The following is an 18,884-nucleotide window of genomic DNA, read 5'->3' as shown; positions in this document are numbered from 1 at the left end:
GCCGGCCTTGGTGCTACTCGCGCTGCTGGGATGAGCTGATGAACGCGGCTATCGCTGTTTTCCGGAGTCTTCGCTGCTACAACCCGCAATGCGCCTACGCGTCGCGCCGATGCGCGTAGCCGGTGAGTGCCACAGTGAAAGATTGAATATAGTCTGGGATCCTGATCGAGATGGATCCGGACCCCAGTATCAGGCACCTGCTGTTGTTACAGCCGCAGCGAGACGCCTGCGACGAGTTGCCTTCCGAGCAAGTCATACCCCATCACAGTGTTGCCGCGGAGCAGCCCGATCCGCGAACGGCTGTCCGGGACAAGCGGCGGATCGCGATCGAAGACGTTGTTCGCAGCCAGCCGGAACGTCATCTGCTTGTTGATGTCGAAGCTGAGCGCGATGTCGATCCAGTTGTACGAGCCGACGCCTGGATATTGATCGCGCAGTGCGCTGGCGTCCTGCGCCGGGATGCCGGTGTCCGTAGGCGCATAGTTGTCGAGTGGCATCGCGCCGCGGTGACGCCAGTTGACCGACAGGCTGGTCGAGCGGTCGGGTGCGGTCCAGGTGGTGCGGAACTGGTGCGCCGAGCGCGGCATGCTTTCGCCGCACAGGTTGCCGAAATACCCCACGCAGTTCCGCGGTTCGATGGTCGGCGACGACTGCGAACCGACGCGGGTCATCAGCGTGCCGTTGAAGCTCATGTCGAGCCGCCCGGCACCGCCAAGGCCGACGTTATACTGCCCCTGGAAATCCCAGCCGTGCGACTGCGACTTGTAGCCATTGGCTGAGCCGCGAGCCACCCAACCCGTCGCCGGGCTGGTCGCAGGCGAGCTCGACAGCGTGCCGGTGCCGGGGTTGCGGACGATGCCGCGGCAGAAATAGTCGTTCCCGGTGGCCAGGCACTCGCCGATGATGTTCTGTGGCTGGAGGAAGTCGAGCTGGTCCTTCAGGTCGATCAGCCAACGGTCGATCGACACCGTCAGGCCGGGCAGGAAGCGCGGGCGCAGCACGACGCCGAACGTCTTGGTATAGGCGCTTTCCGGCTTCAGTTCGAATCCGCCTTCGCGCACCGTGCACCGATCATCGGGGCATATCAGCGAGGCGCTGCCGTACAGATTGTCGGGAAGCCCGGTGTTGCGGCACTGCTGCAACGTTGCGGACGGCGCCAAGCGCCCGCCGTTGGGGTTCGACGGATCGATCCGTGGCGCGCAAGGATCGGAATAGAATCCCTGGTTCCAGAAGATGTTCGCGGCACCCTGTGCGGTGCTGACGCCTGGCGCGGCCTGCGACTTGTTGTAGGACGCGCGCAGCGTGATGTCGGGTATAGGCGCCCAGAGGCCCTCGACCTTCCAGGTATCGAACTTGCCGTCGAGCCGGTTGTATTGCGACACGCGGTAGCCGGCGTTGACCTGCAACAGTTCTGCGAACGGGCGGTGTTCGATCAGCGGTGCCTGGATTTCGGCGTTGGCCTCGAGGATGCTCTGCGTGAAACGCTGGTTCTCGCCGCCGTTGTTCTGCTGGAAGATCTCGTTGACGATCGTGCGTTCCATCTCCTCGCGATATTCCGCCCCCAAGGCGATCGCGATGCCCTGTTCCGCGAGCGGCGAGGTTATGCCGTATTTGCCCAGGTCGCCGCTGACGGTGCCGACGAACTGCAACAGCCGCGGGATGCGCGTGCTGATCCCGCCGGTCGCGCCGCCATAGAGATACTGGTTGAGCGCGGCATCCTGGTTAAACGGCGCGAACGCGTTGAACGGCACGCAGGACGGATCGGTGCCGTTGACGACCGCGCGACAGGTCGGCGTGCCGTTGACGCGGACGACGTCGAGCGATCGGTTGATGTTGTCGTAGCGCGCGAACGGCACGTCGATGGTGTCGAGCCGCGCGCGCGAGATCATGCCTGCAACATCGTAGGACCACACGTCGTTGAACCCGCGCCCGCGAAGCCCCGCGACGATCCGGTATCCTTCGTTGGTGAAGCGCTGTTGGACCAGCGGCAGTCCGTCGAAGCGATAGCGTACGTCGATCGGGGCATATTGCCCGGCGACGCCGGCATTGGCGCCGCACAGATCCTGTGCCTGCGAGCCCGACAGGAACGCGTTGTCGCAATTCACCCGGAACGGATCGGTGCCGTACGCGCCGAAGTTGAAGGTGCGGTTGAGCTGTGTATTGTAGGATTTGTCGCGGTAGAACAGCCCGTTGCCGTAAAGCTCGATGTCGTCGCTGATCTTCGCGGTCAGGAAACCGCCAACGTTGATGCGGTTGAACGCGCGCTGCACCGCCCAATTGTCATAAGGGTTGGCCGACGTCCCCGGTGGTCCGCTGTTGATCGGAATGAACGTGCCGTTGCCGTTGGGATTGTTGACCAGGATCTGCCCGGCGCGCGGCCCCGACTGCGGGATGATCGTGCCTGCCGACGTAAAGCTGGCGCGCGAACAGCCGAGCGGCGAGGTATTGGTCGGCTGCACCGCTTCGCAGACTGAGTAGGACCGATCGACCAGCTCGACTGGATTGGACTGGCGATAATTGACGAAGCCGGTGATGTTCACCCGGTCGTGGAACAGGTTTGCGCCTGCCGCGAGGCTCACGTCGGAGCGTCCGCCATCGTTGGTCAGTCCGCGCTTGGCGTTGAACCCCGCGCGACCCGCTGCGTCTGTGACGGCATTGCTGTCGTTGTCGTGATTGAAGAAGCTGTAGTTCGCGTCGACCCGGATGCCCTCGAAGTTCTTCTTCAGGACGAAGTTGACGACGCCTGATACCGCGTCCGAACCGTAGACCGACGAGGCACCACCTGTCAGCACGTCGATACGCTCGACCAGCGCGTTGGGGATGATGCCGACGTCGACCGTGTTGGCAAGTCCGACCCGTAGGCCGTCGATCAGCGTCAGCGTCCTCTCATAGCCTAAGCTGCGCAGCTTGATCCGCTGACGACCTTCGGAATCGCTGAAATTCTGTTCCGAGTTCACCTGGACCTGTGGCAGGCGGTTCAGCACCTCCTCAATCGTCGTCGCGCCTTGCGCTGCAATTTCTGCAGCGGTCGTGGTTACGATCGGCGCGGCGGACCGGTTGTTCGGGCGCGTGATGCGCGTGCCGGTCACGACGATGTCCGACCCTTCGCGTTCTCCGGTGCGTGCCGTGTCTGCAGCTAGCTTGGCGGAGGCAACGGGATCACCAATTGCGGCTTGGCCGTCCTGCGTGACGTCACTCGCACCTGTATTCGACGTCCCCGACGACTGGGCCTTGGCCTGAGCCGGCAACGCGACCAACGCGGCCACGCAACATGTCGTGGTCATCAACCCCTTGAACAACACCATTCGATCACCCCCTGTGCTGCCGATCGGGTCGCATGGATGATGCCGCGCGATATCCAATGCTGCCGACCCTGTTCGGAAGCAATCGGTGAACATTCTGTCGCTCGTTCATTGGGATCTTTTGCCCCGTGATCTTGTCGACACTGTTCGGCAGTACCATCCGGACCCTCGGACAGGCACATGCTGTCACGTCTGCAATATCAAAACAATACCAATATCTTGATAATTAACAGGTGGTATGGCGCTTTGTATTTTGCTTGTTGCAATAGGTATCAAAGACTGCATTTTATTCCGGACGTACTGTTTTAGGTGGCAGTCCGTCCGAACCGTAAGCGACCTAGTCGTGTCGTTGCTGCAACTCGCTGCCATTACTGAATTTTGTAGCAGTGGAGCCGAGGGGAGGCGGGTGCAACGTCAGCAGCGGTGCCACACTCCGCCCATCATCATCGGCTAAAGTCGCCGTAGCTGGTCCACACCGCCGATCCGGTCGACCGAGCCGTCATTGCCATGGGGTCGCATCAAAACCTGATCGTCGACCGCACGTCCCAGGCTGCATCACGGCCTGGGACATGAGTTTGGATCGTATGGCGGATGGGGTTCACCCGCCGGATACAGGGTGCCTGCGATGGATTACCGGGTTGGCACAGGTTCCGCGCCCGAATAATCGTAGAAGCCGCGTTTTGTCTTGCGCCCGAACCACCCGGCCTCGACATACTTCACCAGTAGCGGCGCCGGCCGGAACTTGGGATCGCCCGTTCCCTCGAACAACACGCGCGTGATCTCAAGGCACGTGTCGAGCCCGATAAAGTCTGCCAGCGTCAGTGGCCCCATCGGATGGTTCAGCCCGAGCTGGCACGCCAGATCGATGTCACGCACGCTTGCCACGCCTTCGCCCAGCGCGAAGCACGCCTCATTGATCATCGGCATCAGCACGCGGTTGACGATGAATCCCGGCGCATCGTTCGCATGCACGACCTGCTTGCCGAGCTTCTCCGCAAACGCCTCGACCGCCGCTACCGTGGCATCTGACGTCGCGAGACCCCGAATCAGCTCGATCGGCCGCATCACAGGCACCGGGTTGAAGAAATGCACGCCCATGAACCGCGCCGGATCGGGGGCCGCCTGCGCCAGCCGGGTGATCGGGATCGACGACGTGTTCGACGCCAGGATTGCGTCCGCTCCCAGTACGTTGCCGACCTCGGTGAAGATCGCGCGCTTGACGCCCTCGCGCTCGGTCGCCGCCTCGACGACGATCGCACAGTCGCCCATGTCTGCCACGCTTGCGACCGGCTCGATCAGCGTAAGGGCTGCATCGCGCGCGTCGCCGGCGATCTTCTCCTTCTCGACCAGCCGCGCGAGCGCCTTGGCAATCCCCGCCTTGCCCTTGCTGGCCGCGTCCAGCGACACGTCCGCCAACAGCACGCGGTACCCCGCCTGCGCCGATACCTGCGCGATCCCCGCGCCCATCTGCCCTGCACCAATCACGCCGATCGTCTGCACATCACTCTCCTGATTTGTTGCCCCTCCCTAGCTGCTTTTCCTCACGCTGCCAGACCGCTAGGCTGCAACTATGCTGTGCAAACCGATCTTTTCCGCTCTCGTGCCCCTCGTTGTGCTGCCGATCGCAGCCTGTTCGGCAAGCCAGCCCGCACCTCAGCCCAAGGCCGAGACGGCACCAAAAGCTGAGTCAGTTGCTGTCACGACAGCAGTATCCCAGCCAGGACCCACGGCCGACTCCCATACGCGTCCAAAACCAGGCGAGCTGAAGACGTTCACCGACTGGACCGTCGGCTGCGACAACACACTGCACTGTACGCTCGGCTCGCTTCTTCCCGAGATGGGCGGTGAAGACATGATTACACTCAACCTGTCGCGTGAGCCCGGCCCCGTGGCGGGTGGCGGCGGCAAGATTTCGTTGGCGCTGGAAACCAGCAACGACGTTGAGGCCACCAAGCGCCCGCCCGTCAGTTTTGCGGCCGACGGCAAGCGTATAGCCCTGCACGACGCTACCGCGCTCACCGCAGCTATCGCCAATGGCCAATCGCTAAAAATCCTCGACGTGAAGGGTGGCACGCTGGCCACCCTTTCGCTGAAAGGCGCAGCCGCTGCGCTCCGCTACATCGATGCGCAACAAGGCCGCGCCGGCAGCATCGATGCGATCGTCGCCAAGGGCGCTGTGCCGTCGAGCGCGCCCACACCGCCGCTGCCGATCATCACCGCGATCGCCCCCTCCGGTACCCCCGCAAAGCTGACTGCTGCCCAAGTCGCAACGATGCGCAAGCGCGCTACCTGCGATCTTGGCAGCTTTCCCGACGGCGCTGGTGAGTCGATCACTACCCCCGAAACGTATGCCCTCGGCGGTGGCAAGTCACTGGTCATTCTTCCTTGCTCGACCGGCGCTTACAATCTGATCGGCGCGCTCTTCATCGTCGACGGCACCAGGATCACCCCCGCCCAACTCGATGCCCGTTCGGGCTTCGAAGCAACTGGGGCCGACACCGGCACCTCTGTGAAAAGCGTCATCAACGGCGAGTTCAAAGACGGCGTCCTCACAAGTTATGCCAAGGGCCGCGGCTTGGGTGACTGCGGATCGCACCAGAGCTTCGTCTGGGACGCCACGCGCTTCCGCCTCTCCGAGCAGGCCGACATGGGCGAATGCCGCGGTAACATCGACTACATCACCACCTGGCGTGGCAAGGTTATCCGTTAGCCGCCCTCCCTTTAAAGAAGGGGCGGGGTTGGGCGTCGGCAAACGGCCCGACCGCGTCGACAACAAACCCGGAAGTGGCACGGTATACGTCGCTCTTTGGCAGGCGGGTTTTTCGCGTCTCGGACTGGGGCAAATTTTTATCGAGACATTATACGGCAAGGCCTGAGCATTGCCCTCACGCCTTCAAGGCAAAGGCTGACCAAACGGATCGTTTGCTCGGCATGCTGTCGATGCTCCTTGCCGGGCAACACGGTCCTTTCGTAAGGCCCGGACGATACAGGGAGACACCTTATGCGCGTTCTCGTTACCGGCGCGGCCGGGTTCATCGGCTTCCATGTCAGTCGCCACCTGCTTGCCCGCGGCGACACGGTCCTCGGTATCGACAGCCTCAACGACTATTACGACGTTACGCTCAAGCATGCGCGGCTGGCCGAGCTTGACAAGGATGCCGTCAATTCGAACGGGGCCTTCACCTTCAAGCACGTCGATTTTTCTGATCACGTCGCGCTCGATGGTGCGCTCGACGGCGAGCATTTCGACCGCATCGTCCATCTCGGCGCGCAGGCCGGCGTTCGCTATTCGATCGAGAACCCACGCGCCTATCTCCAGGCCAATCTTGCCGGTCACCTCAACATGATCGAGATCGGACGCAACCGCCGGGTCGAGCATCTCGTCTACGCGTCGTCCTCTTCGGTCTATGGTGGCAACGACACTCTGCCCTTTCGCGTCGAGGATCGTGTCGACCAGCCCCTGTCGCTCTACGCCGCCACCAAGAAGGCGGACGAGCTGATGAGCGAGACCTACGCGCATCTCTACCGCCTGCCGCAGACCGGCTTGCGGTTCTTCACTGTCTATGGCCCCTGGGGGCGACCCGACATGGCGATGTGGCTGTTCACCAAGGCCATTCTCGATGGCCAGCCGATCAAAGTGTTCGGCGAAGGGCGGATGCGGCGCGACTTTACGTATATCGACGACATCGTTGCCGGCGTCATTGCGTGCCTCGACAATCCGCCTATCGACGACGGTGCGATCAAGGCGGGTGGCAGCGTGAGCCCGCACCGGATCTACAATATCGGTAACAGCCGCTCGGAGGATCTTGGTGAGATGATCGCGCTGATCGAGCAGGCGTGTGGTCGTAGAGCTGAGCGCCGGATGCTGCCAATGCAGCCGGGTGACGTGCGCGACACCTATGCAGATATCGGCGCGATTCAGCGCGATCTGGGGTATGAACCACGCACCAGCATCGCTGAGGGGGTGCCATGCTTCGTGAACTGGTATCGCAACTATTATGGATTGGTCAAGTAAAGGCTGAAATAGTAATGCGTGCCGGCGCCCTCGTCGAAGACGGTAAAGCCGTGGCGGGAGTTTTGCTCAATTAGGCGCCTAAATAGTTGTAGTAAATTACTTACCCGACGAAAAAGCCTTTGTCTCTCCTGGCGTTGCTAAGCGAGGTCTGTGTTCTAAATCTGGCAACTTAAATGACGATGATCTTGTTGGCGACTTCTGAACAATAGAGCCTGGCCGCGTAGCGCTGCTAGTAGGCCGAGAACTAACATTCTTATCATTTGTTGATGGTGTTTCGGATAATAATGCTCGCGCCTCATTATCTTTAACTTCTAGTAATGTAACCCGTTGGTTTAAAAGATCTAGATTTAACTTTTCAGGCGTAGCCTGTAGTTCGCCAACTTTCCGCTCAAGTTCGTTGATACGCTTATTTGCCGCGGCTATACGAACCGAAGCTTCGAATTTGTCGAGATCCTGCACGATCGGGTCTTGGTCAGAAGCCTGTTTTGCGGATGGGGGCTTCTGAACGGGGTTGCAAGCCGTGACCGTTACGAGAACGGTGAACGGCCAAAATGCTTTTAGGGGATAGCGCATACCCCATATTTAGGACGATCCATCTGCTCTGTCAGGCGTCAATCGTTACGGAATAGGCTGGCTTGTCGAAGCGGTGGACGCCCTCGCGATCCTCTATTGCAGCGAAGGCGCGTCTATTGGCCTGACGGTGCAGAGTTCGCCACCGCGTCGATGAATGTAATGGCGCTGGTTCGCGTCGGGCGGGGCGAATGCCAGGCTAACAAACTATGTGTGTTGTACCGAACGAATCAAGTAACGGGGTGGGCAGTTTCAGCCTGCCGCACCCTATAATGTCAGTTGAATAGTTTACTTAGCATTGTCGATAAACCAAGCGTAGGTCTCCCGAACGCCATTGATTAAGGAAACAGAGGGTTTCCATCCCATGGCATTTAGTCGGCTTGAGTCCATGAGCTTACGCATTGTGCCATCCGGCTTCGAGGTGTCGAAACTGACCCGCCCGGTAAAGCCCGTAACGTCTGCGACGAGGTGCGCGAGCTCGGCGATGGTTATGTCCTCGCCGTAGCCCACATTGATGTGGCTGAGCATCGGTTCTGTGTTCGCTTCGTATGTTTTCTTGTCGAGATCGAACACGAATAGCGAGGCCTCGGCCATGTCGTCGACATGGAGAAATTCCCGGTACGGGGTGCCCGTACCCCAGATCACGACCTCTTCAGCGCCGTTGGCAGCCGCTTCATGGAAGCGGCGGATCAACGCCGGCATCACGTGGCTGTTTTCCGGGTGAAAATTGTCACCCGGGCCATAGAGGTTGGTCGGCATCACGCTACGGTAGTCGGTGCCATACTGGCGGTTATAGCTTTCGCACAGCTTGATGCCGGCGATCTTGGCAACCGCATACGGCTCATTGGTCGGCTCAAGGACGCCGGTCAGCAGTGCGTCTTCGCGCATCGGCTGTTCGACCGCACGCGGGTAGATGCACGAGGAGCCGAGGAACAGCAGGCGCTGCACGCCGGCGACGTAAGCCTGATGGATCACGTTGGCCTCAATCATGAGGTTCTCGTAGATGAAGTCGGCGGGGTAGGTGTTGTTGGCGTGAATGCCGCCCACCTTGGCAGCCGCCAGCACCACGCCGTCAGGCTTCTCGCTTGCAAAGAAAGCCCGCACCGCGGCCTGGTCGGTCAGGTCGAGTTCGGCGTGGGTGCGCGTGATCACCTCGGCGCCGCGCTCGCGCAGTTTGCGCGAGATCGCTCCACCGACCATCCCGCGATGGCCAGCCACATAGATGCGCATCGGATGTTGCTCCATCAGCCTTCGACCGAAACGGGAAGATCGTAGCCATGGGTCTTGAGAAGGGCATGACGCTTGGCCGTGTGAAGGTCGGCAGCGACCATTTCCTGGCACATCTCCTGCACGCTGATCTCAGGGACCCAGCCAAGCCGGTCCTTCGCCCTGGTCGGGTCGCCGAGCAGCGTCTCGACTTCGGCCGGGCGGAAGTAGCGTGGATCGATACGAACGAGGATGTCGCCAGCCTTGACCGCCGGTGCATCGTCGCCTTCAACCTTGTCGACGATGCCGACCTCGTCGACGCCTTCGCCTTCAAACCGCAGCGTGATGCCGAGGTGCGCAGCCGACCAGGTGATGAACTCGCGCACCGAATATTGCACGCCGGTGGCGATTACGAAATCCTCGGCCTGCTCCTGCTGGAGCATCATCCACTGCATGCGGACATAGTCCTTGGCATGGCCCCAGTCGCGCAAGGAGTCGATATTGCCCATGAACAGGCCCGTCTCGAGGCCCTGCGCAATGTTGGCGAGGCCGCGGGTGATCTTGCGGGTCACGAACGTCTCGCCGCGACGCGGGCTCTCATGGTTGAACAGCACGCCATTGCAGGCATACATGCCGTACGCCTCGCGGTAGTTGACCGTGATCCAGTACGCATAGAGCTTGGCAACCGCATAAGGCGAGCGCGGATAGAACGGCGTCGTCTCCTTCTGCGGGGTCTCCTGGACCAAGCCGTAGAGCTCAGACGTCGAGGCCTGGTAGAAGCGCGTCTTCTTTTCCATCCCGAGGAAGCGGATCGCCTCGAGCAGACGGAGCGTGCCGAGGCCGTCTACGTCGGCGGTATATTCAGGCGCTTCGAAGCTGACCGCCACATGGCTCTGTGCGCCGAGGTTGTAGACCTCGTCCGGCTTCACCTCGCTCAGGATGCGCGTGAGGTTCGAGGTATCCGACAGATCGCCATAATGCAGCTTCAGGTTGGGCTGCGGCGCGTGTGGATCCTGGTAGATGTGATCGATGCGCTGCGTGTTGAGAAGCGAGGCCCGGCGTTTGATGCCGTGAACCTCGTAGCCCTTTTCGAGCAAAAACTCAGCTAGGTAGGACCCGTCCTGCCCTGTGACGCCCGTAATAAGAGCTACTTTCTTGCTGCTCAATTTAAATTCCTTCGTATAAATAATTATGACATCAAGACCGATGTCGTGTTCAATATGATAATATAAATCTTGCTTATTAACAGAAAATCTATTGAAATTACTAAACTCTCTCAATAGCCAATGAGGCTATATTAAGCAGAGAAATGAAATATAGTCGCGTTAACGCGACAAAGTACTGTTTCAATGGTTACTATTGGGGGCCGTCCAGCGCGTTGAGGATGGCGCGCCCGTAATTTGTTTTTTTGAACCGCTCTCCAGCGGCACGTGCTTGGTCGCGAGTGATGAACCCTTGATTATATGAAATCTCCTCCAGGCACGCGACTTGGATGCCTTGCCGATGCTGGATTGTTCGGACGAACTCGCTGGCCTCGAGTAGGCTGTCATGAGTTCCGGTATCAAGCCAGGCGTAACCGCGGCCCATCTGTTCGACGAACAGGTCGCCGGCTTCCATGTAAAGGCGGTTAAGATCGGTAATCTCAAGCTCGCCGCGTGCAGACGGCTTCAGGTCGCGGGCAAGTTGGACTACACGGTTGTCGTAGAAGTACAGGCCGGTAACCGCGTGATGTGATTTGGGCTTCTCGGGCTTTTCCTCAAGACTGATCGCCTTGCCGCCTTCGCCGAACTCGACCACGCCGTAGCGCTCGGGATCCTCGACACGGTAGGAGAACACCGTTGCGCCGCTCTTACGCTCAACCGCGCTTGCCAGCAGGTCGGTCAGGTGGGCGCCGAAGAAGATGTTGTCGCCCAGCACCAGCGCGACATGGTCGTCGCCGATAAAGTCTGCACCGATCGTGAACGCTTGAGCGAGACCTTCAGGCTTGGGCTGTTCGGCATAGGCGATGGTCAGGCCAAGCGCCGAGCCGTCACCAAACAGGTTCTTGTAGTTGCCGATATATTCGGGGCTCGAGATGATCAGGATGTCGCGGATGCCGGCGAGCATCAGCACCGACAGCGGATAATAGATCATTGGCTTGTCGTAGACCGGTAGCAGCTGCTTGTTGACGGCCAGCGTGGCGGGATGGAGCCGCGTGCCCGAGCCACCTGCGAGGATAATGCCTTTCACGCGCGTGTTTCCTTGTTGGATGCCCCGAGCAGCTCATCGAGAATGTTGCCGAGCGCGGTCTGCCACGCTGGCGGATGAATGCCGTAGTCACAGATGATCGCGTCGTGGCTTAGCAGCGAGTTGGCTGGCCGTGTCGCTGGTGTTGGGTACTCTGCGGTAGTGATACCCTGCACCTCGGCGCTGGCCCCGCCGCGTGCGGCGCTCTGCGCGAAGATCTCGCGAGCGAAGCCCGCCCAGGTGACCGCGCCAGCGTTGCTGAAGTGATAGGTGCCTGTCGGTGCGGTGACATCCTCGACTAGCCGCATCGTAATCTTTGCAAGCGCGGCTGCGAGGTCGGTGGCCGACGTCGGGCTGCCGTGCTGGTCGTCGACCACCCGCAGAGTAGGGTTGGTCGCACCGACGCGGAGCATCGTTTTGATGAAGTTGTTGCCGTGTGCGCTCACCACCCAGGCGGTGCGGACAATCGCGTACCGTGCACCCGACGTGCGAACCGCGAGTTCACCGCCGAGCTTCGATGCGCCATAGACGCCGAGCGGGGCGACCGGATCGGTGACCTCCCACGCGCCATCACGCGCGCCGTCGAAAACGTAATCGGTCGAGACCTGGACGATCGGGATACCGGCCTTGGCGCAGCTTTCCGCAAACGCCGCAGGCGCGATCGCATTGACCGCCCAGGCGGTGACGATGTCGCTCTCGGCCTTGTCGACGGCGGTGTAGGCACCAGCCGAGATGACCGCGGCCCATGGCTGCCCGTCATGACCTTCGGCGACCATCGCGGTGATCGCTGCGGTATCGCGCAGGTCGAGTTCGTCGATATCGATTGCGGTGACCGCCCAGCCGTCCGGCCAGGCGTAGCGCTTCAGCTCGGTACCGAGCTGGCCGTTACCACCGGTGACGAGGATCTGTTTCACATCGCTCATACGGAAAGCCCGCGACGCTGGTCCGCCTTGTGCTCGGCGACGATCGCTTCCCACCAGCCCTGGTTGTCGAGATACCAGGCGACGGTCTTCTCGATACCCGTCTCGAACGTCTCGGCCGGCTCCCAGCCAAGCTCGTTCTTGATCCTGCTCGCGTCGATCGCATAGCGCTTGTCGTGACCGGGACGGTCGGCGACGTAGGTGATCTGCGTCGCGTAGGACTGACCGTCGGCGCGCGGGCGGAGACGATCGAGGATAGCGCAGACGGTCTTCACGACCTCGAGGTTCTGCTTCTCGTTGTTCCCGCCGACATTGTAGGTCCGGCCAGGCTCACCTTTCTCGAACACTGCGTGCAGCGCGCGGACATGATCTTCGACGAACAGCCAGTCTCGAACCTGGTCGCCCTTGCCGTAGACTGGCAGGTCAGCGCCAGCGAGTGCTTTGACGATCATCAGCGGAATGAGCTTTTCGGGGAAGTGATACGGCCCGTAATTGTTCGAGCAGTTGGTGATCAGCACCGGCAGCCCGAAGGTGTGGCCCCACGCGCTGACGAGATGGTCGGAGCCGGCCTTCGACGCCGAGTAAGGAGACCGCGGATCATACGGCGTCTCTTCGGTGAACAGCCCGGTATCGCCGAGCGACCCATAGACCTCGTCGGTCGAGATGTGATGGAAGCGGAACGCCGCCTTGGCTTCGTCGTCGAGGCCAAGCCAGTAGGCGCGCGCTTCCGACAGCATCGTGAATGTGCCGACGACGTTGGTCTGGACGAACGCGCCCGGCCCATCGATCGAACGGTCGACATGGCTTTCGGCCGCGAGATGCGTGACGATCTCGGGCTTGAACTCGGCGATCGCGGCCTTGACCGTTTCAGCGTCGCAAATATCGCCCTGGACGAACCGGTAGCGGTTCGAGTTCGCGACACGCTCGACCGTCGACAGTGTGCCGGCATAAGTCAGCTTGTCGAAGTTGAGGACCTCATGGTCGGTGTGTTCGATCAGGTGGCGGACGAGGGCCGAGCCGATGAAACCGGCTCCGCCGGTAACGAAGATACGCATGGGGTCTGTCCTTTAGGCGAGCGACGCCAGCGGGCGGCCGTCATAGGGAAAGGGACTGTCTAGGTCGGCGAGCAGCGGCTGAACCGCATCCTTGGCTGACAGTTCGGGAACGGTGCCAGCGGGCATCGGCCAGTCGATGCCAATTGCAGGGTCATCCCACCGGATCCCGCCATCGTTGGCAGGTGCGTACGTGTCCGAGCATTTGTACGTGACCTCGCAATTGTCCTCGAGCGTCACGAAGCCATGCGCGAAGCCGATCGGTATGAACAGCTGATGCCCGTTCTGCGCCGACAGTTCGGCACCGACCCACTGGCCGTAGGTCGGCGAACCCTTACGGATGTCGACCGCGACGTCGAATATCGCGCCGCGCACGCACCGTACAAGCTTATCCTGCCCATGGGGCGGCGTCTGAAAATGTAAACCGCGTAGCGTGAACGCAGGCGCTGATAACGAGTGATTGTCCTGCACAAAGGTACACGTGACGCCGAGTGCCGCGAATGCGGGCACCGAATAAACTTCGGTGAACCAACCGCGGGTATCGCCGAACCGATGGGGGCGTATTAGCTGAACGGGAGAGGAAGCCGACATGGTGCCGTCCTATGGCGGCATCCACCGAACTGCAATGATCAGTTGTCTTAGAAGGGGCGCCTCTCCGAGTAACGCTGATAGCGTTAGCCTGCCGGAAAACGGCTCAACGTGACCCACCTTAGAGCCGCCCGACGGTTCCAATTTTGATAATACGGCGTGTCATCCGCCTGCGTAAGCGTGGCCGGCAGGCCGCAGATTACGCGGCTTGCGCCACTCGCTCTGCGGTTTGCGCGGACCAGTTCCAGGGCATAAGTTCGTCCCATCGCGCGGCCGGCCAATCCGCTGCGATCTTCCCAGTGACGTCGGCGATGTAGGCCTGCGGGTCGACGCCGTTGGCCTTGCAGGTCTGGATGACGGTGTAGATCGCCGCGGCGCGCTCGCCGCCCGTTTTCGAACCAGCGAACAGCCAGTTTCGCCGTCCGACGGCAACGCCGCGCAACGCGCGTTCGGCGATGTTGTTGTCGATCTCCAGGCGCCCGTCATCGAGGAAGCGACACAGTGCGAGCCATCGCTTCGTGCCATAGGCGATAGCCTTGGCCATGTCGGACTTTGGCGACAGGCGGCGCAGTGCTGCGTCCAGTGCCTCGCGCAGCGCATCGACTAGCGGCTTCGTCCGGTTCTGCCGCGCCGCCAACCGCACGTCAGGCGGCCTGCCGCGGACCTCGGCCTCTATGCTGTACAAGGCACCGATGCGTTCAAGAATCTCGGTGGTCAGCGGCGTGGCAACCCGCTCGTGCAGGTCGAACACCTTGCGCCTGAAATGGGCCCAGCACGCGACTTCTGTGACGCCGCTTCGATAGAGCCCGTCGTAACCGGCATAGGCGTCGGCCTGGAGGAAGCCTCGAAATCCGGCGAGATGGGCTTGCGGATGTGCACCGGTACGGTCGGTCGTGAAGCGATACCATGTCGCTGGCGGAGCCGTGTTACCGGAGGCGCGGTCATCGACTGCATAGACCCATAGTCGCCCGGTCGCGGTGCGTCCGCGGCCTGGGTCGAGCACCGGGACTGGCGTGTCGTCCGCGTGGATCTTGTCGCCTTTCAGCACTTCCTCGCGGATGCGACTGACGATGGGGTCAAGCAGCGCGGCTGCATGACCGACCCAGCCCGCCAGCGTCGAGCGGTCGATGTCCAAGCCTTGGGCCGCCATCATCTCGGACTGCCGATAAAGCGGCAGGTGATGTTCGAACTTCGAGACGACGACATGGGCCAGCGTTGCGAATGTCGCCTTTCCGCGTGCGACTGCCTTCACCGGGGCAGCCGCCTGGACGATCTTCTCACACGTCCGGCAGCTGTATTTCGGTCGGACGTTCCGCACCACGCGCCAGTGCACCGGCAGGACATCGAGCATCTCATGGGCGTCCTGCCCGAGACGGCGTAGCGCACCGCCACAGTCCGGGCATGTGCAGGCGCCGGAGGCGGGTTCGTGGACGACCTCCGCGCGTGGCAGGTGGTCGGGCAACGCACGGACTGGTGCCGGCCGCACGGGCGTGTCTGACAAGACCGCGCCGGTCTCCGGGACTGCGCTCTCGGTTTCCAGTTCCTCAAGTGCGAGTTCGAGCTGGGCGATCTCGCGCGTCAGCTTCTCGGAGGATGCGCCAAACTGCATCCGCCGCAGCCGAGCGATCTGTCCACGCAGTGTCTCGATGAGCAGGTCGCGGGCGGCAAGTGCTGCATTGGCTCGGGCGAGCGAGGCCTCCAGCACGGCGATCCGCGCCTCGGCATCAGATGGGGCAAGAGATGCTTGCGACACCTCATTTTCATAGCAGTTCGCGCACTCTTACACGAGCAGAAATGGCGGAAAAGCTATGTTTTCAGCCGGCCAATGTTGGTGCCCATGTCCGCTCTGGGCGGCGCCAGTCGATACCCTCCAGAAGCATCGACACCTGCGCCGATGTCAGCGCCACTGTGCCGGTCGCGGTCACCGGCCAGACGAAACGGCCCCGGTCCATCCGCTTCGAAAACAAGCAGAGTCCCTGACCGTCGAACCACAGCAATTTGATCAGGTCGCCGCGCTTGCCACGGAACGCGAACAGCGCACCGGAATGTGGTTTCTCCCGGAGCACCTGCTGCACCAATACCGCCAGGCCATCGAAGCCCTTGCGCATGTCGGTGACGCCGCACGCCAGGAATATCCGCGTCGATGTCGGCTGCGGGATCATCGGGTCAGCACGCCGATCACGCGCGACAGCGCCTCGGCGTCGACCGTGCCGTCGACGGTCAGTCGCACACCCGAAGGCAGCTCTATGCCGATCTGTCCCGCGGTCCGGGCGTCCGCTGGCGCCTCGACGGGCGGCGCCGGCAGCATCATGGGCGGCTCGCTGATTTGGACTTCGGCAAATGCGGTCTGAGGCCGGACCGGCACTCCGCTCAGTGCACCCGACATCGCCTGGCGCCGCCAGGTGTAGATCGCGCCGCTGCCGACCTCGTGACGCTCGACCGCCGCCCGGACCGACCCATCCGGCCCAAACGCATCGCGCAGGATCGCCAGCTTCTCCTCGACCGTCCAGCGGCGCCGGCCCGACACCCGCCCGACAATCTCGATACGACCACTCATACGACCGGTCGTATGACTACTCGCTACATCGTAAGCGTGGCCGGCAGGCCGCAGATTACGCGGCTTGCGCCACTCGCTCTGCGGTTTGCGCGGACCAGTTCCAGGGCATAAGTTCGTCCCATCGCGCGGCCGGCCAATCCGCTGCGATCTTCCCAGTGACGTCGGCGATGTAGGCCTGCGGGTCGACGCCGTTGGCCTTGCAGGTCTGGATGACGGTGTAGATCGCCGCGGCGCGCTCGCCGCCCGTTTTCGAACCAGCGAACAGCCAGTTTCGCCGTCCGACGGCAACGCCGCGCAACGCGCGTTCGGCGATGTTGTTGTCGATCTCCAGGCGCCCGTCATCGAGGAAGCGACACAGTGCGAGCCATCGCTTCGTGCCATAGGCGATAGCCTTGGCCATGTCGGACTTTGGCGACAGGCGGCGCAGTGCTGCGTCCAGTGCCTCGCGCAGCGCATCGACTAGCGGCTTCGTCCGGTTCTGCCGCGCCGCCAACCGCACGTCAGGCGGCCTGCCGCGGACCTCGGCCTCTATGCTGTACAAGGCACCGATGCGTTCAAGAATCTCGGTGGTCAGCGGCGTGGCAACCCGCTCGTGCAGGTCGAACACCTTGCGCCTGAAATGGGCCCAGCACGCGACTTCTGTGACGCCGCTTCGATAGAGCCCGTCGTAACCGGCATAGGCGTCGGCCTGGAGGAAGCCTCGAAATCCGGCGAGATGGGCTTGCGGATGTGCACCGGTACGGTCGGTCGTGAAGCGATACCATGTCGCTGGCGGAGCCGTGTTACCGGAGGCGCGGTCATCGACTGCATAGACCCATAGTCGCCCGGTCGCGGTGCGTCCGCGGCCTGGGTCGAGCACCGGGACTGGCGTGTCGTCCGCGTGGATCTTGTCGCCTTTCAGCACTTCCTCGCGGATGCGACTGACGATGGGGTCAAGCAGCGCGGCTGCATGACCGACCCAGCCCGCCAGCGTCGAGCGGTCGATGTCCAAGCCTTGGGCCGCCATCATCTCGGACTGCCGATAAAGCGGCAGGTGATGTTCGAACTTCGAGACGACGACATGGGCCAGCGTTGCGAATGTCGCCTTTCCGCGTGCGACTGCCTTCACCGGGGCAGCCGCCTGGACGATCTTCTCACACGTCCGGCAGCTGTATTTCGGTCGGACGTTCCGCACCACGCGCCAGTGCACCGGCAGGACATCGAGCATCTCATGGGCGTCCTGCCCGAGACGGCGTAGCGCACCGCCACAGTCCGGGCATGTGCAGGCGCCGGAGGCGGGTTCGTGGACGACCTCCGCGCGTGGCAGGTGGTCGGGCAACGCACGGACTGGTGCCGGCCGCACGGGCGTGTCTGACAAGACCGCGCCGGTCTCCGGGACTGCGCTCTCGGTTTCCAGTTCCTCAAGTGCGAGTTCGAGCTGGGCGATCTCGCGCGTCAGCTTCTCGGAGGATGCGCCAAACTGCATCCGCCGCAGCCGAGCGATCTGTCCACGCAGTGTCTCGATGAGCAGGTCGCGGGCGGCAAGTGCTGCATTGGCTCGGGCGAGCGAGGCCTCCAGCACGGCGATCCGCGCCTCGGCATCAGATGGGGCAAGAGATGCTTGCGACACCTCATTTTCATAGCAGTTCGCGCACTCTTACACGAGCAGAAATGGCGGAAAAGCTATGTTTTCAGCCGGCCAATGTTGGTGCCCATGTCCGCTCTGGGCGGCGCCAGTCGATACCCTCCAGAAGCATCGACACCTGCGCCGATGTCAGCGCCACTGTGCCGGTCGCGGTCACCGGCCAGACGAAACGGCCCCGGTCCATCCGCTTCGAAAACAAGCAGAGTCCCTGACCGTCGAACCACAGCAATTTGATCAGGTCGCCGCGCTTGCCACGGAACGCGAACAGCGCACCGGAATGTGGTTTCTCCCGGAGCACCTGCTGCACCAATACCGCCAGGCCATCGAAGCCCTTGCGCATGTCGGTGACGCCGCACGCCAGGAATATCCGCGTCGATGTCGGCTGCGGGATCATCGGGTCAGCACGCCGATCACGCGCGACAGCGCCTCGGCGTCGACCGTGCCGTCGACGGTCAGTCGCACACCCGAAGGCAGCTCTATGCCGATCTGTCCCGCGGTCCGGGCGTCCGCTGGCGCCTCGACGGGCGGCGCCGGCAGCATCATGGGCGGCTCGCTGATTTGGACTTCGGCAAATGCGGTCTGAGGCCGGACCGGCACTCCGCTCAGTGCACCCGACATCGCCTGGCGCCGCCAGGTGTAGATCGCGCCGCTGCCGACCTCGTGACGCTCGACCGCCGCCCGGACCGACCCATCCGGCCCAAACGCATCGCGCAGGATCGCCAGCTTCTCCTCGACCGTCCAGCGGCGCCGGCCCGACACCCGCCCGACAATCTCGATACGACCACTCATACGACCGGTCGTATGACTACTCGCTACATCTGCAG

The 18,884-nt window shown here is 62.2% G+C and carries 16 protein-coding genes; 2 read left to right on the top strand and 14 right to left on the bottom strand.

Annotated elements, in window-relative coordinates; translation table 11 throughout:
* Window positions 1-206 precede the first annotated feature (206 nt).
* Together AC1ME3_RS18605 and AC1ME3_RS18600 are read right to left on the bottom strand one after the other, a co-directional pair.
* Window positions 207-3,284 (bottom strand): TonB-dependent receptor domain-containing protein, encoded by a 3,078-nt coding sequence (locus tag AC1ME3_RS18605; RefSeq protein ID WP_480955919.1) that lies wholly within the window; start codon window positions 3,282-3,284, stop codon window positions 207-209.
* A gap of 648 nt (window positions 3,285-3,932) precedes the next feature.
* On the bottom strand, window positions 3,933-4,802 hold the full coding sequence (locus AC1ME3_RS18600) for a 3-hydroxyacyl-CoA dehydrogenase NAD-binding domain-containing protein (RefSeq protein ID WP_480955918.1): 870 nt from the start codon (window positions 4,800-4,802) through the stop codon (window positions 3,933-3,935).
* A 70-nt stretch (window positions 4,803-4,872) separates the two neighbouring features.
* On the opposite strand from AC1ME3_RS18600, the gene AC1ME3_RS18595 reads away from it, so the two are divergent.
* Together AC1ME3_RS18595 and AC1ME3_RS18590 are read left to right on the top strand one after the other, a co-directional pair.
* Window positions 4,873-6,012, top strand: a complete 1,140-nt coding sequence (locus AC1ME3_RS18595; RefSeq protein ID WP_480955917.1) for a DUF1176 domain-containing protein — start codon at window positions 4,873-4,875, stop codon at window positions 6,010-6,012.
* 291 nt (window positions 6,013-6,303) lie between these two features.
* The gene (locus AC1ME3_RS18590) at window positions 6,304-7,317 is read left to right on the top strand and encodes a GDP-mannose 4,6-dehydratase (RefSeq protein WP_480955916.1); all 1,014 of its coding nucleotides are present in this window, start codon (window positions 6,304-6,306) and stop codon (window positions 7,315-7,317) included.
* 858 nt (window positions 7,318-8,175) lie between these two features.
* Here AC1ME3_RS18590 and fcl read toward each other — a convergent pair.
* The 12 genes from fcl to tnpA (AC1ME3_RS18530) all read right to left on the bottom strand — a co-directional run bounded on the left by fcl (window position 8,176) and on the right by tnpA (AC1ME3_RS18530) (window position 18,849).
* A complete protein-coding gene (gene fcl / locus AC1ME3_RS18585; RefSeq protein WP_480955915.1) occupies window positions 8,176-9,117 on the bottom strand; it encodes a GDP-L-fucose synthase in 942 nt (313 codons plus the stop codon).
* A gap of 14 nt (window positions 9,118-9,131) precedes the next feature.
* A complete protein-coding gene (gene gmd / locus AC1ME3_RS18580; protein ID WP_480955914.1) occupies window positions 9,132-10,259 on the bottom strand; it encodes a GDP-mannose 4,6-dehydratase in 1,128 nt (375 codons plus the stop codon).
* A gap of 190 nt (window positions 10,260-10,449) precedes the next feature.
* Entirely contained in the window at window positions 10,450-11,322 is an 873-nt protein-coding gene (gene rfbA, locus AC1ME3_RS18575; protein ID WP_480955913.1) for a glucose-1-phosphate thymidylyltransferase RfbA, read from the bottom strand.
* Window positions 11,319-12,242: a dTDP-4-dehydrorhamnose reductase gene (gene rfbD, locus AC1ME3_RS18570; RefSeq protein WP_480955912.1), complete on the bottom strand. Its 924-nt coding sequence runs from the start codon at window positions 12,240-12,242 to the stop codon at window positions 11,319-11,321. The genes rfbA and rfbD overlap by 4 nt, the downstream gene beginning before the upstream one ends.
* A complete protein-coding gene (gene rfbB, locus AC1ME3_RS18565) occupies window positions 12,239-13,294 on the bottom strand; it encodes a dTDP-glucose 4,6-dehydratase (RefSeq protein ID WP_480955911.1) in 1,056 nt (351 codons plus the stop codon). Before rfbB ends, rfbD begins: the two co-directional genes overlap by 4 nt.
* A 12-nt stretch (window positions 13,295-13,306) precedes the next feature.
* Window positions 13,307-13,882 carry a dTDP-4-dehydrorhamnose 3,5-epimerase gene (gene rfbC, locus AC1ME3_RS18560; RefSeq protein ID WP_480955910.1) on the bottom strand — a complete coding sequence of 192 codons (576 nt, stop codon included), beginning with the start codon at window positions 13,880-13,882 and terminating at the stop codon, window positions 13,307-13,309.
* 196 nt (window positions 13,883-14,078) lie between these two features.
* Complete coding sequence (tnpC, locus tag AC1ME3_RS18555; RefSeq protein WP_480955909.1) at window positions 14,079-15,632, bottom strand: IS66 family transposase; 1,554 nt, start codon at window positions 15,630-15,632, stop codon at window positions 14,079-14,081.
* A gap of 61 nt (window positions 15,633-15,693) precedes the next feature.
* The gene (gene tnpB, locus AC1ME3_RS18550; RefSeq protein ID WP_031439429.1) at window positions 15,694-16,041 is read right to left on the bottom strand and encodes an IS66 family insertion sequence element accessory protein TnpB; all 348 of its coding nucleotides are present in this window, start codon (window positions 16,039-16,041) and stop codon (window positions 15,694-15,696) included.
* Window positions 16,038-16,436: an IS66-like element accessory protein TnpA gene (tnpA, locus tag AC1ME3_RS18545; protein WP_480954038.1), complete on the bottom strand. Its 399-nt coding sequence runs from the start codon at window positions 16,434-16,436 to the stop codon at window positions 16,038-16,040. Before tnpA (AC1ME3_RS18545) ends, tnpB (AC1ME3_RS18550) begins: the two co-directional genes overlap by 4 nt.
* 55 nt (window positions 16,437-16,491) lie before the next feature.
* On the bottom strand, window positions 16,492-18,045 hold the full coding sequence (tnpC, locus tag AC1ME3_RS18540) for an IS66 family transposase (protein ID WP_480955909.1): 1,554 nt from the start codon (window positions 18,043-18,045) through the stop codon (window positions 16,492-16,494).
* A gap of 61 nt (window positions 18,046-18,106) precedes the next feature.
* Window positions 18,107-18,454, bottom strand: coding sequence for an IS66 family insertion sequence element accessory protein TnpB (gene tnpB / locus AC1ME3_RS18535; protein WP_031439429.1), 348 nt, complete (start codon window positions 18,452-18,454; stop codon window positions 18,107-18,109).
* The gene (gene tnpA / locus AC1ME3_RS18530) at window positions 18,451-18,849 is read right to left on the bottom strand and encodes an IS66-like element accessory protein TnpA (RefSeq protein WP_480954038.1); all 399 of its coding nucleotides are present in this window, start codon (window positions 18,847-18,849) and stop codon (window positions 18,451-18,453) included. The genes tnpB (AC1ME3_RS18535) and tnpA (AC1ME3_RS18530) overlap by 4 nt, the downstream gene beginning before the upstream one ends.
* Window positions 18,850-18,884: the final 35 nt, after the last annotated feature.

Source organism: Sphingomonas sp. BL2 (assembly GCF_056680015.1).
Note: the sequence above shows the minus strand (reverse complement) of the source record. Positions and strands in the feature narration are given on the sequence as shown.